The following is a 16,203-nucleotide window of genomic DNA, read 5'->3' on the forward strand; positions in this document are numbered from 1 at the left end:
GGGCATCCGGGACGTGGCCGCCGCCGCCGGGGTCTCCATCACGACCGTCTCCGACGCGCTCAACGGCAAGGGCCGGCTCCCGGAGGCCACCCGCCGCCATGTCCGCGAGGTCGCCGAGCGGCTGGGCTATCGCCCGTCCGCAGCGGCCCGCACGCTCCGTACCGGCAAGTCCGGCCTCATCGGCCTGACCGTGACCACGTACGGGGATGAACCTTTCACCTTCACCGAGTTCGCCTACTTCGCCGAGATGGCGCGGGCCGCCACCTCCGCCGCGCTGGCCCGCGGCTACGCCCTCGTCATCCTCCCCGCCACCTCCCGCCACGATGTGTGGTCCAACGTCGCCCTCGACGGCACCGTGGTGATCGACCCCTCCGACCACGATCCGGTCGTCACCGAGCTCTTACGACAGGGCATCCCCGTCGTCAGCGACGGCCGCCCCGCCGGCGCCCTCCCCGTCACCGCCTGGGTCGACAACGACCACGAGGCGGCGGTGCTGGGGCTGCTCGACCATCTCGCCGAGGCCGGCGCCCGCCGGATCGGACTGCTCACCGGTACCTCCACCGACACCTACACCCGGCTGTCCACCACGGCGTACCTGCAGTGGTGCGAACGGGTGGGACAGGATCCGGTCTATGAGGCGTACCCGGCCCACGACCCTTGTGCCGGTGCCATCGCCGCCGACCGGCTGCTCGCCCGCCCCGACCGCCCCGACGCGGTCTACGGCCTCTTCGACCCCAACGGCACCGATCTGCTCGCCGCCGCCCGACGCTACGGACTGCGGGTCCCCGACGATCTGCTGCTGGTGTGCTGCAGCGAATCGACCGTCTACCGCACCACCGAGCCGCCCATCACGACCCTCTCACTCAAACCCCGCCGGATCGGCACGGCGGTCGTCCAGTTGCTCATCGACGCCATCGAGGGCCTTGACACCGACCAGCCCGTTGAGCAGGTCATACCCACCGAATTGATGGTGCGGACGTCCTCACAGCGCCGTCCGCCGCGTACGACGGTCAGCGCCCCGCGCAGCCGTGCTGGAGGCTGACCTGAGGGCGACTCAAGGATGACCCGAGGAGGACCTGAGGCCAATGGGCTTCCCCTACTGGGCCAATCCGGGATAAAAGTCCGACGAAGCAGGAGCGAGCTGCGATTGACGGCACCCTGGTGCGTCACAAGCCCTCACGGTCATTCCTATGATGGGCGGACGACACCGCGGACCGCCGTCGACCAGGCAAGGTCCACAAGGTGGCACGGCGGCGTGATGGTGGAGGGGTCGATGACTCAGGGGGCCGGTCTGGAAGCCACGGCAGGGACCACGGCTGCGATCCCTCCTGTGCTCGCGTACGGGGCGCACACCCCGCCCGGCATGGTCGCGCCCGGAGCCGTGCCGCCCGGGTACGCGCCCGGCGCGCCGGGCACCGCCGCGCCCGTGCCGCAGCCCGCGCCCGCGCCCGAGGAGCCCGCGCCCGGCGCACCCGCGCCCGGCGCTCCGGCGCCCGGGGCGCCCGCGCCGGACACACCCACGCCCCTGCCCGCCGAGTACACCCCGACCGAGCGGCTCCCGGTCCTGGGCCCGGGCCACACCATCCCGGACACCCCACTCGTCCCGCCGCAGGACCGCCCCACCGTGGCGCTCGCCCCGGTGCCCGAGCCCGAGGACGGCCCGCTGGCCCAGGACGAGGGCCCCGGTCCGCTGTACGTCGTGGGCGATGTCCACGGCTACCACGAGGAGCTGCGCGAGGCGCTCGCCGCCGAGGGTCTGATCGACGCCAAGGGCAACTGGTCCGCGGGGAACGCCCGGTTGTGGTTCCTCGGTGACTTCACCGACCGCGGCCCGGACGGCATCGGCGTCATCGACCTGGTCATGCAGCTCTCCGCCGAGGCCGCCGCCGCGGGCGGCTACTGCAAGGCGCTGATGGGCAATCACGAGCTGTTGCTCATCGGCGCCAAGCGGTTCGGCGACACGCCGGTCAACTCCGGTGCCGGGACGGCCTCCTTCCAGGCGGCCTGGCTGCTCAACGGCGGCCAGCGCAGCGACATGGAGCGGCTCGAGGACCACCACCTCCAGTGGATGTCCCGGCTGGACGCGATGGCGGAGGAGGACGACCATCTGCTGGTCCACTCCGACACCACCGCCTATCTGGAGTACGGCGACTCGATCGAGGCCGTCAACGACACCGTCACCGAGACGCTGCAGCGCAGCGACGCCGACGAGTGCTGGGACCTGTTCCGCAAATTCACCAAGCGGTTCGCCTTCCGCGACGAGGACGCCGGGCCCACGGCGGCGCGTGAATTGCTCGACACCTACGGCGGGGAGCGCATCGTCCACGGCCACAGCCCCATCCCGTATCTGCTCGGCGAGGTCGGCTCCGAGGACGGCGAGGACGGCGGCGCGCCCGCGGTCGAGGGCCCGCATGTCTACGCGGACAATCTCGCGGTGGCCATGGACGGCGGCATCACGATGGCCGGAAAACTGCTGGTCGTTCAACTTCCCCTGGCGAACTGAGGATTCAGCGGACGCTGTCCGGGGCAGATAGAGGGTTTCACCGACGCGGGAGCAATTCGGGAAACTTACTGTCACCCCGCGCCGGATCGGCTCTACCATCGGCTTATCCGTCGCAGGCTCTCCTCCGTTTCCGCCCGACTGCCCGGCGAAAGCCGGTCGTCACGGCCCTACGGAGCATCGGGGGATGCACCATGAAAAGCGCTCCGCACCTGCTGACCGAGGACCGCCCGGAGTTCGAGCGGGTTCTCGACGAGGCACTGCGCACCGCGGACCGTCGCCCGGACCTCAGCGGTCTCGGGCAGCGGCTCACTGCCGAGCAGCTGCGCACGATGGCGCTCGGGGCATCGGCCGCGATAGCGGCATGCGCGGCCGACGAGTACCGGACCTACCGCGAGACGCGCGCCAAACTGCGCGAGCCCGCCCCGCTCTTCCCGCTCGCCGGGGACGTGGGCGAGCGCGAGCAGCCGGACGGCACGGTGGGGCTCGCCGGTGCGATGCAGGACGCTGCGGGGGCGGGGCTCGTCGCCATGCTCGCGGTGCTGGCCCCGGTGCTCGCCGGCACCGCCGCGATCATCTTCCTCATCGTCGGCTACGTCCTCAACGTCCTCGACCCGGCCCCGTCCATCGCCCAGCCGATGGTCACCGCGGGCTGGTTCTTCGCCGCGCTGACCGCCGCGGCCATCCTGATCGCCGCCGTCGGACTGCTTCTGACCGCGCTGCGCAACGGCTCCAGCGCGATCCGCGGCGAGGCGCGCAGCGAGCGGCTGGAGGAGGTGGACCGCGCCAGAGAGATCTGGCGCGATGCCCTGCTGGAGCGCGGCATCCTGCCGTTCCTCCGCGAGGCCCTGGCCAACCCCTCGGCCCCGTCGCCCTCCGCGTACGTCCCGATCAACCCCGAGGCGGTCAGCCGCACCCCGCACCTCGGCTACAGCCGCCCCGGCTTCAGCACCGACGGCGAAGGCCCCAAGGCCCGCCCCCGCTACAGCAGCCCGGACTACACCAGCCCCGACTACGGCGGGCCGGAGCACCAGCCGGACTAGCACTGGTGGGCGATTCGCCATCAGATTGATCGATTTCCCTCCGATCGAGCGAACTTCCGCCTATTCGGGGGAATTGATGGGCGGTGAGGTTTAGCGTCCGTCGGTGGAGGTGATGCGCGATGCGCAAACACGACACACCGCCGGGCCCATCCGCCCGGCACGACGCCATGGACGTCAACGACTTCGTCTACGCGGCCACGGGGGCCCGGCTGCGCCGACTGACCATGCCGGACGGCGAACACTGGTTCCCGACGGTCGACGTCTGTGCGGAACTTGGCCACACCAACCCCCGAAAGGCGTTGGCAGATCATGTGCAAGCTGGCGGAAAGTCTACGCTTGAGAACGTAACCTCACGTTACGGTCTCAGCATTCCCGCAGGTAGGGAGTGGCGTCGAGACTTGCATCTGGTGAATCTGCAAGGCCTGATTCAGCTGGTGAACGGCTGCACCAAGCCCGCGTGCCTGCCCTTCAAACAGTGGGTCTCAAGGGTGATCGCCACCGTCCAACGCGAGGGCTCATACGCGCTGGAGGTCTCCGAGGTCTCCCGCCCCACTCCACCGAGCGAGCTCATGGACGCGATCGTCCGACTGGAGATGCGGACCGAACGCTTCCATACGGAGGTACTGGATTCCCTGCACCGGTCCGAGCAGGCATGGTCACAGATCCTCGACGCTCTGGGCTGCCGACCGGGCGCAGAGCCCGAGGCAGACAAGCGGGAGCTGAGGCTCAGGACGGAGGACCTGTTCGCACAGTGGAAGGCCCGGCTGAGCATCACCGAGGATGTGTGGGCGGTAGCCGTCTACATCCTTCCCACGCTGGCGGAAGCCGGCCGGGTCGGCCACTCACTGGAAACGCTCGCGGAGAAGACGGGGCTCACCCGGCAGCGGGTGCACGCCTGTCTGCGGTTTCTGCAGAAGCACCGCTGCATCCGCCAGCAAGGTGTGACGGACAGCGGTCATCCGGTCTATGTGGCTGAGCTCCCGCCCGCTTAGTCGCACGGAAAGGGTCCGAAGTCGCAATTCGAAGTTGCGGCTTCGGACCCACCCGCAGGATAGCGCCCGGCTGTCCCGTCCGGGGCCGGTTCGGGCGACTCCCTGCATCCGGCTCTCAGTCCGCGATCGGCAGATACACGCGGTTGCCCGCCTCCGCGAACTCCTTGGACTTCTGGAGCATCCCGGCCTCGATCTCCTCGGGCGTCGCGTCGGCGTCGCCGCCGAACTGCTCTGTGATGCTTCTGCTAATTTTCATCGAGCAGAACTTCGGCCCGCACATCGAGCAGAAGTGTGCCGTCTTGGCCGGTTCCGCCGGGAGGGTCTCGTCGTGGAAGGAGCGGGCCGTGTCCGGGTCGAGGGCCAGGTTGAACTGGTCCTCCCAGCGGAATTCGAAGCGCGCGTCGGAGAGCGCGTCGTCCCATGCCTGGGCGTCCGGATGCCCCTTGGCCAGGTCGGCCGCGTGGGCGGCGATCTTGTAGGTGATCACGCCGGTCTTGACGTCATCGCGGTCCGGCAGGCCCAGGTGCTCCTTGGGGGTGACGTAGCAGAGCATCGCCGTGCCCCACCAGGCGATCATCGCGGCGCCGATGCCCGAGGTGATGTGGTCGTAGGCGGGGGCGATATCGGTGGTGAGAGGGCCCAGGGTGTAGAAGGGGGCCTCCTCACAGACCTCCTGCTGGAGGTCGATGTTCTCCTTGATCTTGTGCATCGGGACATGGCCCGGGCCCTCGATCATCGTCTGGACGCCGCGCTCCTTGGCGATCCGGTTGAGCTCGCCGAGGGTGCGCAACTCCGCGAACTGCGCCTCGTCGTTGGCGTCGGCGATCGACCCCGGACGCAGTCCGTCGCCCAGCGAGTAGGTGACGTCGTACGCCGCGAGGATCTCGCACAGCTCCTCGAAGTGGGTGTAGAGGAAGGACTCCTGGTGGTGGGCGAGGCACCACGCCGCCATGATGGAGCCGCCGCGGGAGACGATGCCGGTCTTGCGGCGGGCGGTCAGCGGGACGTACGGCAGCCGGACGCCGGCGTGGACGGTCATGTAGTCGACGCCCTGTTCGGCCTGTTCGATGACCGTGTCCTTGTAGATCTCCCAGGTCAGCTCCTCGGCCTTGCCGTCGACCTTCTCCAGCGCCTGATAGAGCGGCACTGTGCCGATGGGTACCGGGGAGTTGCGCAGCACCCATTCGCGGGTGGTGTGGATGTTGCGGCCGGTCGAGAGGTCCATGACCGTGTCGGCGCCCCAGCGGGTCGCCCAGGTCATCTTCTCGACCTCCTCCTCGATGGAGGAGGTGACGGCGGAGTTGCCGATGTTGGCGTTGACCTTCACCAGGAACCGCTTGCCGATGATCATCGGCTCGATCTCCGGGTGGTTCACATTGGCCGGGAGGACGGCGCGGCCGGCCGCGATCTCCTCCCGGACCACCTCGGGGGAGACATTCTCGCGGATCGCCACGTACTCCATCTCCGCCGTGATCTCGCCCTGCCGCGCATAGGCGAGTTGGGTCACGGGGGCGCCCGGGCGGCCGCGCCGCGGCTGGCGCGGACGGCCGGGGAAGACCGCGTCGAGGTTGCGCAGTCCCCCGCGGGGCGCGGTGTGCTTGATCCCGTCGTCCCCGGGGCGGACGGGACGGCCCGCGTACTCCTCGGTGTCGCCGCGGGCGACGATCCAGTTCTGCCGCAGCGGCGCCAGGCCGCGGCGGACATCCGTCTCGATGGTGGGGTCGGTGTACGGGCCGGAGGTGTCGTACAGCGTCACATCCTGGCCGTTGGTGAGGTGCACGCGGCGGACCGGGACCTGGAGGTCCGGGCGCGAACCCGTGACATATCCCTTATGCCAGCCGAATTCGGCCGTCTCGGCGCGCGATGGTGCATTCTGCTGAGTCATGAGACCCACTCCCTACGCCGGCATTACCCGGTAACAGGTTCAGCGGTCGGCGCAGCCGTCAGCGTCAGCGCCCTCTCAGCCCGGTGCTCCGAGCTCCCGCGATTGCAAAGGTTCGTCACCACGCTAACGGTTTATCCACAGCGCTGAACAGGGGGCCCACGTGTCCTGCGATGATGCGACCGTGACCGCCATCCAGCAGGACCACCCGCCCGAGCAGCCCCACCTCTCCGATCAGGCGCAGGGCCACGGCCACGGCCACTCCCACGGCCATGGCCCCGCCACCCCTGTCTCCGCGCGCCTCCGCAAGATCATCGCGGCGGTGCTCATCCCCTTCACCGTCGCCGTCGTGGCCGGTCTGATCGTGCTCTGGCCGGGCGGCACGCCCGACCACAAGGCGCAGGGCCGCAGCGGTCTCGGCTTCGACCAGACGACCGTGGCCGGACGGGTGGTGAAGGTCGAGGAGGTGAACTGCGCCGATGTGAACGCCCAGCCGCAGGCGCCCACCGAGCCCGGCCAGGACGGCGCCGCCCAGAACGGCGCCCCTGGCCAGGGCGGGAAGAAGAGCGTCTGCGAGAAGGCCACGATCGAGGTCACCTCGGGCAAGGACAAGGGCCGCACCTTCCCCGAAATCGTCCAGCCCAACGCCTCGCGTCACTTCAGCGCCGGGCAGGAGCTCAAGCTGGCGTACGCGCCCAAGGCGCCCAAGGAACTGCAGTACTCCGTGTCCGACGTCGACCGGTCGATGCCGATGGCGCTGCTGGCGGGGCTGTTCGCGCTCGCGGTCGTGGTGGTGGGGCGGCTGCGCGGGGTGTTCGCGCTGGTGGCGCTGGCGATCAGCTTCGGGGTGCTGACGCTGTTCATCCTCCCGGCGATACTTCAGGGTTCCAATCCGCTGGTGGTCGCGGTCGTCGGGGGCAGCGCGATCATGCTTCTCGCGCTGTACATGTGCCATGGGCTGACGGCGCGTACGTCGGTCGCCGTGCTCGGCACACTGGTGTCACTGCTGCTGATCGGGGTGCTGGGCTCGCTGTTCATCGGCTGGGCGAGCCTGACCGGTAACACGGACGACCAGACCGGGCTGGTGCACGGCCTCTATCCGAACATCGAGATACGGGGGTTGCTGCTCGCGGGCGTGATCATCGGCTCGCTGGGCGTGCTGGACGATGTGACGGTCACCCAGACCTCGGCGGTGTGGGAGCTGAGGGACGCGGACCCGACCACGTCCCGGCGCAAGCTCTACGGGGCGGCGATGCGGATCGGGCGGGACCACATCGCCTCCGTCGTGAACACCCTGGTGCTGGCGTACGCGGGCGCGTCGCTTCCGCTGCTGCTGCTGTTCTCCGTCGCGGACAGCGGGGTGGGCACGGTCGCCACGAGCGAGATCGTCGCGGAGGAGATCGTACGGACGCTGGTGGGCAGCATCGGGCTCGTCGCCTCGGTGCCGGTGACCACCGCGCTGGCCGTGCTCGTGGTCTCCGCGGACCGCACCCCGGCGGCGGACGGCGGCGTGGAGCGGGTGGCCGACGCGGGCGGCGCCCAGACGGCCCAGGCGGCCCGGACCGGCCGGGGCGGACGCGGGCGGCGCCGCCGGGCGAAGGGGCGCTGATACGACGGGGCGCTGAGGCCACGGGGCCCTGAGGCCACGGGCACGCTGCCCGTCAGCTCGGCCACGGCACAACACTGAGCCTCGGCCCGCCGCGCATCCGGCTCTCAGCCCGCGTACCGGTCCTCGGCCAGGATGCGGTGGAGTTCGGCGTCGAGATCGCCGACCGGGTCACAGGCCGCCGGCTCCTGGCCGAAAGGCACCACCCGGTCCGTCCGGTCGAGGAAGGCCACCAGGGGAGCGGCCCCGGCCCGGAACAGGGCCCGTTCACAACCCACTTGGAGCCTGATGAAGACGTCCGAAAGCCCCTCGGGGGAGGCGGGGGCGATTCGCACATCCCCCTCGCCGGTGGGTTTGCTCAACCCGTCCAGCAGCAGCTCCCGCGCGAAGGCCCAGCTCACCGGCGCGTCGCCGGGCAAATGGAAGGTGATCTCGACGGCATAGGGGTCGCTGCTGTCGTAGGACAGCTCGACCGGGATCCGGAAGGAGAGATCCTGCGAGACCAGGAAGGTCATCGTCACTTCCGCCTGAACCGTGTCACGCATCTCACGCATCGTTCGCCGCCCCGGGTTGTTTGCGCTTCGCCGACTCTGGAGCGTAGCGACTCGATTGCGGTGCGGAGTCGGTTTGCCTCGTGTGAGGGAACGAAAATGGCCAGTGTTGCCATGAGGAGACCCGCGGGGCCGGGCGGCGCGGACGGCGCGGGCCCGGTGGGCGGGGGATCGGGGCCGGCGCACCGGCCGTATCGAAGATCGCTGTCGTCAACAGGCACCCCCGGGGTGTTGTTGCGAGGCAGACGCCGAAGGAAGAACGCCGAGGACTCGCACTGTAACGGCAGGGTGGCGCCGGGCGGTGCTCCCGCCCCGGCGGTATCCCTCGCGCGGCCTATCCGTGCGCGAAAAGGGTGCCTCAGGGCCTGCGGGGATGCGTCAGGCCCCGGGTGACGCGGCGGGCGCCGCGCGGCGGGTCAGGAAGTGAACTTCCGTACGACGTAGATCAGCCCGGCGATCAGCACCACCAGCAGCAGCGCCTTGAAGACGAGGCTCACCACGAACCCGACCACGCTCATGATCAGGCCGCCGAACACGGCGAGGACGAGGACCGGTATCGCGATCCAGGTCACCCACCACGGCAAGCCCTGGAATATCCCCTTCGTGGTCACGTGACTCCCTGCTTTCTCTCCGAGCCGTGGATCCGGACGCCGACGGCCGGTCTTCCCTGCCGTCGATGCTAGGACGGGACGGAGGCGCGCGGGCGGCCCGCGCCCCCCGTCCTCCCCTGACCGGACCCCTACGGGACCGGCCGGACACACATCGGCTCCGCGATGGACAGGCCCTGGACCGGGATCAGCTCACCGACACCGGTGCCAGGCCCCGGGACGGCTCAGCTCTCCGGCGGCGAGAACACCACCAGCACCCTCAGGTCCTCGGTGATGTGGTGGAACTTGTGCGCCGTGCCCGCCGGGACGTACACCACACTGCCCCGCGCCACCTGTGTCGTCTCCATCCCCACCGTGACCGACGCCCGGCCGCTCATCACGACGTACACCTCGTCCTGGCCGTGCGGCGACTGCGGGTCGGCCTGGCCCGCGTTCAGCGCGTACAGCCCCACGGACATGTTCCGCTCCCGCAGGAACTGCAGATACGCGCCGTCGTTCGCGGCCCGCTCCGCCTCCAGCTCATCCAGCCGGAACGCCTTCATTCGCCTCTCCACCCCTGCCTGACCCATGCCTACGGTGCCCCTGCCTGCGCCGGGGCCTGTCTGCGACGATCTCAACCATGAAGAATTTTCTCGTCAAGACGATCGCGAACGCCGGCGCCCTCGGCGTCGCCATCTGGCTGCTCAAGGACATCACGCTGACCGGTGACAACACCGGCCGCCAAGCGCTCACCCTCATTCTCGTGGCGCTGGTCTTCGGCGTGGTGAACGTGGTGGTCAAGCCGATCGTCAAGCTGCTGGCCTTCCCGCTGTTCATCCTGACCCTCGGGCTGATCACACTGGTGATCAACGCCCTGATGCTGTTGTTGACCTCCTGGCTGGCCGGAAAGCTGGACCTGAGCTTCGACGTCGACGGCTTCGGCACGGCGGTGCTCGGTGGCCTGATCGTCTCCATAGTCGCGTGGGCCCTGCATGTCGTACTGCCCGATGACAAGGACTGATCACGGCCGGAGATGATGGAAGGCATGAGAGACCCGTCGCCCTACCATGTCTGCTTTGTCTGCACCGGCAACATATGCCGCTCACCGATGGCCGAATCCGTCTTCCGCGCCCATGCCGCGGAGGCCGGGCTGGACGGCCTCCTCGAGGTGGACAGCGCGGGCACCGGGCCCTGGCACGAGGGCGACGGGGCCGACCGCCGCGCCATCGACGTACTGACCGCCCATGGCTATGAGCAGGATCACATCGCGCGCCAGTTCCGGGCCGAGTGGTTCGATCGACTCGATCTGGTGATCGCCCTGGACAGCGGCCATCTGCATGAGCTGCGCGCTCTCGCGCCGACCCCGCACGACGCCGCGAAGGTGCGGCTGCTGCGGAGCTACGACCCGGACGCGGACCACGACGCGCTGGGCGGCCTCGATGTGCCGGACCCCTACTTCGGCGGGCTGGACGACTTCGAGGAGTGCCTGGAGATGATCGAGGCCGCGAGCGGCGGGCTGCTGGACGCGGTCGCCGAGGCCGTCGACGCCTCGGAGAAGTCCGCGGGAAGCGCCACTGTCGAGAACGCGTCGGCCGCCGACGGCCCGGACGCGGGGAAGGAATCCGTATGACCGGCGACGGCACCCGCACCGTACGGGCCGGACTGCCCGAGGCCGAGGCGTACGAGCCGACGCTGCCGGGCCCGGTCTTCGCCGCCCACTACCACCTCCCCGGCGACGCCGTCGGCCCCTACACCTATGGCCGGGACGCCAACCCCACCTGGTCCCTGCTGGAGCGGGCGATCAGCGAGCTGGAGTCACCGGGCACCGACGCCGAGACGGTCGTCTTCTCCTCCGGTATGGGCGCGATCTCGGCCGTACTGCTGTCCCAGCCGCGCCAGGGCGACGCGGCCGTCCTGCCGTCCGACGGCTATCAGCTGCTCCCGGCGCTGATCGAGCGGCTGGCGGGCTACGGGGTCACGGTGCGCACCGCCCCGACCGGCGAGGACGCCCAGCTGGCCACCCTGGAGGCGCTGGGCGACCGGACGAAGCTGCTGTGGCTGGAAACTCCGTCCAATCCCGGACTGGACGTCTGCGACATCCGCCGGCTCGCCGAGGCCGCGCACGCCCGGGGCGCGCTGGTCGCCGTCGACAACACCCTCGCCACCCCGCTCGGCCAGCGCCCGCTGGAGCTCGGCGCGGACTTCGCCGTGGCGAGCGGCACCAAGGCGCTCACCGGCCATGGCGATGTGCTGCTCGGCTATGTGACCTGCCGCGATCCACGGCTCGCCGCGGAGGTGCGGGCCTGGCGCAAGACGGTGGGCGCGATCCCCGGCCCCATGGAGGCATGGCTCGCCCACCGCTCCCTGGCCACCCTCCAGTTGCGCGTCGACCGCCAGGCGGCGACCGCCCTGGCCCTCGCCGAGGCGCTGCGCGACCGCCCCGAGGTCGCCGGGCTGCGCTACCCCGGTCTGCCGACCGATCCCTCCCACCGGGTGGCGGCCGCGCAGATGCGCGGCGGGCGCTTCGGCTGTGTGGTCTCCTTCACCCTGCCGGACAAGGAGCACGCGGAGCGCTTTCTGACCGCGCTGCGGCTGGTGGACGACGCCACCAGCTTCGGCGGGGTGCGCTCCACGGCGGAGCGGCGCGGGCGGTGGGGCGGCGACGCGGTGCCCGAGGGTTTCATCCGGTTCTCGGTGGGCGCGGAGGACGCGGAGGATCTGATCGCGGATGTGCTGCGGGCGCTCGATACGGCATCCGACACGGACGCGGCATCGGGCACGGCAAGCACCGGGGCGGGTGGCTGAAAGCGGGCGGGTATGCCTGTGCGGGCGTCTCAAGCCTCCCCCCTCGTGGCTTGAGACGCCCCGGTTCTTCTCGTGGAGAACCGCTTGAACAAGGCTAGTTGACTCAGCGTCAGTGTCCAATCACAGTAGCGACATGGACCTATCGGCATATTTATAGTTGGCATGCGTTCGGGGCTCGACGAGGCGAGGGGAACCGCATGGATCTGGCCCTCTTACGCACCTTTGTCGCGGTTCACCGCGCCGGGTCCTTCACCCGCGCCGCCGGACTGCTCGGGCTCTCCCAGCCCGCCGTCACCGGCCAGATACGCACCCTGGAGCGGCAGCTCGGCCGCCCCCTGTTCCTCCGTACGGCGCGCGGCGTCGTCCCCACCACCGTCGGGGACGAACTCGCCCACAAGGCCGCGCCACATCTCGACGCCCTCGTGGAGATCACCGAGGCGGGTCTGGACGACCGCTCGGCGCTGCGCACCCTGCATCTCGCGGGCCCTCCGGAGTTCACCGCGCTGCGCGCCCTGCCCGCGCTGACCACCCTGGTCACCCAGGGGCTCGCGGTGCGCTGCGCCTTCGGCAGCGCCGAGGAGCTGTTCGAGGGGCTGGGCGCCGGCCATCACGACCTGGCCATCACCACCGCCCGGCCCCGGGGGCGGCTGCTGGCCGCCACCCCGCTGTGCGACGAGGAGCATGTGCTGGTCGCGGCCCCGCGCTGGGCCGCCCGGCTCGGCGGTCCCGCGGTGCTCCAGGTCAAGGGGGTGCGGGCGCTGGAGGCGCTGCCCGTCGTCGAGGTGCATGAGAGCCTGCCGCTGGTCACCCGCTACTGGTCGGCCGTCTTCGACGCCCGGCCGGTCACCGCCGGCACGATCATCGTGCCCGATCTGCGCGCGGTGCTCGCCTGCGTCGCGCAGGGTGCGGGGATCGGCGTTCTGCCGCGCTATCTGTGCATGGACGCGCTGGACGCCGGGGAGGTGGTGGCGCTGCTCAACCCGCCGGTGCCGCCACTGCGCACCTATTTCCTGGTGGTGCGGACCGGGGCACTCGCGCTGCCGCATATCGCGCGGGCGCAGGAGTGGCTGTTGCGCGCGGCTGTCGATTGGTGAGTAAGTGGTTTCGCGGGACCACGGGTGCGGCAGATGTCCTGCATGACCGAACGACCCGTGGTCAAACGCACCGCCCGCGCCATTCTCCTCGAGGGCGACACCGCGCCCCGCATGATCCTGATCAAGCGCACCAAGCCCGGCCAGGCGCCGTACTGGATCACTCCGGGCGGCGGGATGGAGCCCGAGGACGCGACCGTCGTCGAGGCCCTGTACCGCGAGGTGGACGAGGAGCTGGGCGCGAAGGTGACGGACGTGGTGCCCGCCTTCGTCGACACCGTCCCGCATCCCGATGAGAGCGCGGAGGGCTCTGGGGGTGCGGGCGCGGCCGGTGTGAAGGTGCAGCACTTCTTCGTCTGCAGACTCGCCTCGATGGACCTCACCCGGCGGCACGGCCCGGAGGTGGACGAGCCGTGCGGGGAGTACGACGTGGTGAGCGTCCCGTTCACCCGCGAGGGGATCGCCTCGGTCGAGGTGGTGCCGCCCTCGCTGCGGGCCTATCTCGACGCCAACATCGAGGGCGTGCTGGCCCTGCTCGCGGACGACCTCGGCTGAGCGAAGCGAAGCCCTGCCGGGCGGAGCTTCGCGAACAGGACCAGCGGGGCTGGGCTCTATCGGGGCAGGACCTAACGGAACCAGCCGCTGAACGGCTGCTGGGTCTTCCGGGCCGCCCGCTGACGCGCCTCGGCCAGCACCCGCTCGGCCTCCTCCCGCCAGTCCTCGGGCCCCGCGTCGGGCCGGACCTGCGGCCGGATGGCCGGGCTGAGATCACGCACGACGGAGGGCTCAGCGGCGCGCGAACCGGGGTCGGCCACCGCGTCGGCTTGCGCAGCCGGTTCGGGCCGCGCGATCGGCTGGGGCCGTGGCGCCGGTTCGGCGGCCGGAGCCTGAGGACCCAGGGCGCCCTGAGCAGCCGGGGCCGTCGGGGCGGTCTGGGCAGGCAGGCCCACCGGCCACGAGACCGGTGACGTGGGCGGGGCAGGAGGGATGGCCAGGACCTGAGTGTCCGAATCTGTCAGTGGCTGAGGGTCCGGGGCAGCCGGGGCGGCCGGAGCCTGAGGGACCGAGGCCCCCAGCTCGGACCGGGCAGCCGGAACAGGCCGGGCGGCCTGGCCCGGCAGGTCCACCGCCCACGAGGGCCGTGAGACGGGCGGGGCAGGCGGAGCGGGCTGGGCGGCAGGGGCGGACGGAGCAGGCGGAGCAGGCGGAGCAGGCTGGGCAGCAGGGGCGGACGGAGCAGGCGGAACGGGCGGAGCAGGCGGGACCCTGCGGCCCTCGCGGGCCTCCGCCGCGGCGCCGAAGAAGTCGCCGCCCTTCCGCTTGACGTCGTCCGTCCCCCAGTCCCGCTCCCGGTCGTGCTCGAGGGCCTGGTCATCGGAGGGCCCCCGGTGCCGGGCGGCGTCGCCACCGCCGGTGCGCCGCTGCGCCGGGACCTTCTGGAGGTGCGGGATGTGCTTGGCGCAGTGGATGTACGCCTCCTCGACGGTCACCTCGACCCACACCACCGCGCGCCGCCCCGGCACCGGGTCCACCGGCAGCCCGGGGTGTGCCGCGCGCATCTCCGCGTCCTCCACCACCCGGGCCCGGCCGTTCACATGCAGCCCGATCCGGTCCCGGAAGAAATCGACCATGAGAATGCCCAGGTGGGGGTTCTCCTGGATATTGCCGAGGCTGGCCAGGACGCCGTTCCCCCGGTATTCGGGATAGGCCAGCGTGCGCGTGTCGAGCACTCTCAGAAAGCCGGGCGGACCGGCCCGGAACGTGCTGTCGCACTCCCCGTGCTGGTCGGAGGTGGCCAGGAAGAACATTTCCTGGCGCCCGATGAACTCCCGCATCCGGACATTCAGGTGATCCAGCACCTGGTCGTCGTAGAAGCGGTCGGCGCGGTCGACGGTGCCCAGTCGCCGCTGCAGATGGTGTTCGCCGTCGCTCCCGGGACGCCACGCGCGGTCGTCCAGGTGCTCCGCACTGTCCACGGTTCTTGTCCCCGTCCTGATTCGCCGTCCGGAATCGCCGGAATGCCTGCCTAGTGTTGGTGTTTCGCCGTATGCCGTCCGTGCCCGCGTCCTATTCCGCGGCCGCGGCGAGTTCCTCGATGGAGTCGTGCCGGATGCGGTGCGACGGAATGCCGATGCCCATCAGGGCATCGACACCGCTGCGGATCATCCCGGGCGGCCCGGAGAGATAGGCGTCGAACGCGTTCCACGGGCCGTACTGCCGCACGGCGTCGGGCAGCCGGCCGCTGAGGCCGTTGGTCGGGCCGTCGGAGACGACGGGGCGGACCGCGAGCCACGGATGCTTCTGGGCCAGCCCCAGCATGGTGTCGATGTCGTACAGATCGTGATCGTTGCGGGCGCCGTAGAAGACCTCGACCGGACGGCTGCGGCCGTGGTCGGCGACGTCCTCGACCAGCGCCTTGATCGGCGCGATACCGGTACCGCCGCCGAGACAGAGCAGCCCGTTGTCGCTGGCGTGGTCGACCGTCATGGAACCGGCGGGGGGCCCGAGGCGGATCACATCGCCGGGGCGGGCCCGGTGCACCAGCGCGGAGGACACCCATCCGGCCGGGACGGCCTTCACATGGAAGGAGAGCAGCCCGTCGGAGCGCGGCGCCGCGGCGAACGAATAGTGCCGCCAGACCCGCGGCCACCAGGGCGTTTCCAGTGAGGTGTACTGGCCCGCCAGAAAGGGGTACGGCTGGTCCGGGCGGACGGTGATCACGGCGATGTCGTGGGTGCGCAGCTCATGCCCGACCACCTCGGCCTGCCACCACGCGGGGGCGATCAGCTCGTCCTCGGCGGCCGAGTCGATCATGATCTGGGAGATCGCGGTGTAGGCCCGCACCCAGGCGGCCTCGGCCTCGTCGTTCCAGGTGGTGACGGCGTAGCGGGTGAGCGCGCCGATCAGGCATTCGCCGACGGCCGGGTAATGCTCGGGCTGGGTGCCGTACTTGCGGTGGCCGCGGCCGAGCCGGGAGAGGAACTCGGTGAGGATGTCGGGGTCGTCGATGAGCCGGGCGGCGGTGAGGATCGCCTTGAACAGCCGGTCGCGCTGGGCGTCCATCGCGGCGGGGAAGAGCGGCCGCAGCTCGGGGTGCTGGACGAAGAGCAGCGCGTAGAAGTACGAGGTGACCTTGTCGCTGATGG

General features: G+C 70.6%; 15 protein-coding genes, 1 pseudogene and 1 riboswitch. Of the genes and pseudogenes, 10 read left to right on the top strand and 6 right to left on the bottom strand.

What is annotated here, in order from left to right; genetic code table 11:
* The 4 genes from GWI24_RS25435 to GWI24_RS25450 all read left to right on the top strand — a co-directional run.
* A partial coding sequence (locus GWI24_RS25435; protein ID WP_210948238.1) for a LacI family DNA-binding transcriptional regulator occupies positions 1-1,042 on the top strand: 1,042 nt, incomplete at its 5' end.
* Positions 1,043-1,273: 231 nt separating this feature from the next.
* Positions 1,274-2,503 (top strand): metallophosphoesterase, encoded by a 1,230-nt coding sequence (locus tag GWI24_RS25440; RefSeq protein WP_210948239.1) that lies wholly within the window; start codon positions 1,274-1,276, stop codon positions 2,501-2,503.
* A gap of 191 nt (positions 2,504-2,694) precedes the next feature.
* Complete coding sequence (locus GWI24_RS25445; protein WP_210948240.1) at positions 2,695-3,543, top strand: hypothetical protein; 849 nt, start codon at positions 2,695-2,697, stop codon at positions 3,541-3,543.
* A gap of 119 nt (positions 3,544-3,662) precedes the next feature.
* The gene (locus GWI24_RS25450; protein ID WP_210948241.1) at positions 3,663-4,535 is read left to right on the top strand and encodes a Bro-N domain-containing protein; all 873 of its coding nucleotides are present in this window, start codon (positions 3,663-3,665) and stop codon (positions 4,533-4,535) included.
* A 115-nt stretch (positions 4,536-4,650) separates the two neighbouring features.
* On the opposite strand, the gene thiC is transcribed toward GWI24_RS25450, so the two are convergent.
* Positions 4,651-6,420, bottom strand: coding sequence for a phosphomethylpyrimidine synthase ThiC (thiC, locus tag GWI24_RS25455; protein ID WP_210948242.1), 1,770 nt, complete (start codon positions 6,418-6,420; stop codon positions 4,651-4,653).
* Positions 6,413-6,530: riboswitch (TPP riboswitch) on the bottom strand. Its footprint overlaps the gene before it by 8 nt.
* A gap of 71 nt (positions 6,531-6,601) precedes the next feature.
* On the opposite strand from thiC, the gene GWI24_RS25460 reads away from it, so the two are divergent.
* Entirely contained in the window at positions 6,602-8,026 is a 1,425-nt protein-coding gene (locus tag GWI24_RS25460) for a YibE/F family protein (RefSeq protein WP_210948243.1), read from the top strand.
* A 104-nt stretch (positions 8,027-8,130) separates the two neighbouring features.
* Here the strand turns inward: GWI24_RS25460 and GWI24_RS25465 are convergent, their stop codons facing one another.
* From GWI24_RS25465 to GWI24_RS25475, 3 genes are all read right to left on the bottom strand, one after another.
* A complete protein-coding gene (locus tag GWI24_RS25465) occupies positions 8,131-8,568 on the bottom strand; it encodes an SsgA family sporulation/cell division regulator (RefSeq protein ID WP_037954688.1) in 438 nt (145 codons plus the stop codon).
* Between the two features lie 422 nt (positions 8,569-8,990).
* A complete protein-coding gene (locus tag GWI24_RS25470; protein WP_210948244.1) occupies positions 8,991-9,185 on the bottom strand; it encodes a DUF5326 family protein in 195 nt (64 codons plus the stop codon).
* A gap of 221 nt (positions 9,186-9,406) precedes the next feature.
* A complete protein-coding gene (locus GWI24_RS25475) occupies positions 9,407-9,724 on the bottom strand; it encodes a cupin domain-containing protein (RefSeq protein ID WP_210948245.1) in 318 nt (105 codons plus the stop codon).
* Positions 9,725-9,801: 77 nt separating this feature from the next.
* Here GWI24_RS25475 and GWI24_RS25480 point away from each other — a divergent pair, with 77 nt between their 5' ends.
* From GWI24_RS25480 to GWI24_RS25500, 5 genes are all read left to right on the top strand, one after another.
* The gene (locus GWI24_RS25480) at positions 9,802-10,182 is read left to right on the top strand and encodes a phage holin family protein (protein ID WP_020870012.1); all 381 of its coding nucleotides are present in this window, start codon (positions 9,802-9,804) and stop codon (positions 10,180-10,182) included.
* Between the two features lie 24 nt (positions 10,183-10,206).
* On the top strand, positions 10,207-10,791 hold the full coding sequence (locus GWI24_RS25485; protein ID WP_210948246.1) for a low molecular weight protein-tyrosine-phosphatase: 585 nt from the start codon (positions 10,207-10,209) through the stop codon (positions 10,789-10,791).
* Positions 10,788-11,966 (top strand): cystathionine gamma-lyase, encoded by a 1,179-nt coding sequence (locus GWI24_RS25490; protein WP_210948247.1) that lies wholly within the window; start codon positions 10,788-10,790, stop codon positions 11,964-11,966. Before GWI24_RS25485 ends, GWI24_RS25490 begins: the two co-directional genes overlap by 4 nt.
* Before the next feature lie 197 nt (positions 11,967-12,163).
* Positions 12,164-13,060: a LysR family transcriptional regulator gene (locus GWI24_RS25495; protein WP_210948248.1), complete on the top strand. Its 897-nt coding sequence runs from the start codon at positions 12,164-12,166 to the stop codon at positions 13,058-13,060.
* Between the two features lie 42 nt (positions 13,061-13,102).
* Positions 13,103-13,612, top strand: a complete 510-nt coding sequence (locus GWI24_RS25500; RefSeq protein WP_210948249.1) for an NUDIX domain-containing protein — start codon at positions 13,103-13,105, stop codon at positions 13,610-13,612.
* 719 nt (positions 13,613-14,331) lie between these two features.
* On the opposite strand, the pseudogene GWI24_RS46615 reads toward GWI24_RS25500, so the two are convergent.
* Positions 14,332-14,970, bottom strand: a pseudogene (locus GWI24_RS46615) (pyridoxamine 5'-phosphate oxidase family protein); the annotation flags it as partial.
* A gap of 154 nt (positions 14,971-15,124) precedes the next feature.
* Positions 15,125-16,203 (bottom strand): globin domain-containing protein (locus GWI24_RS25510; protein ID WP_210948250.1); only part of this gene is annotated, 1,079 nt, incomplete at its 5' end.

This window comes from Streptomyces sp. MK37H (assembly GCF_018035285.1).
Taxonomy (GTDB): Bacteria; Actinomycetota; Actinomycetes; order Streptomycetales; family Streptomycetaceae; genus Streptomyces; species Streptomyces endocoffeicus.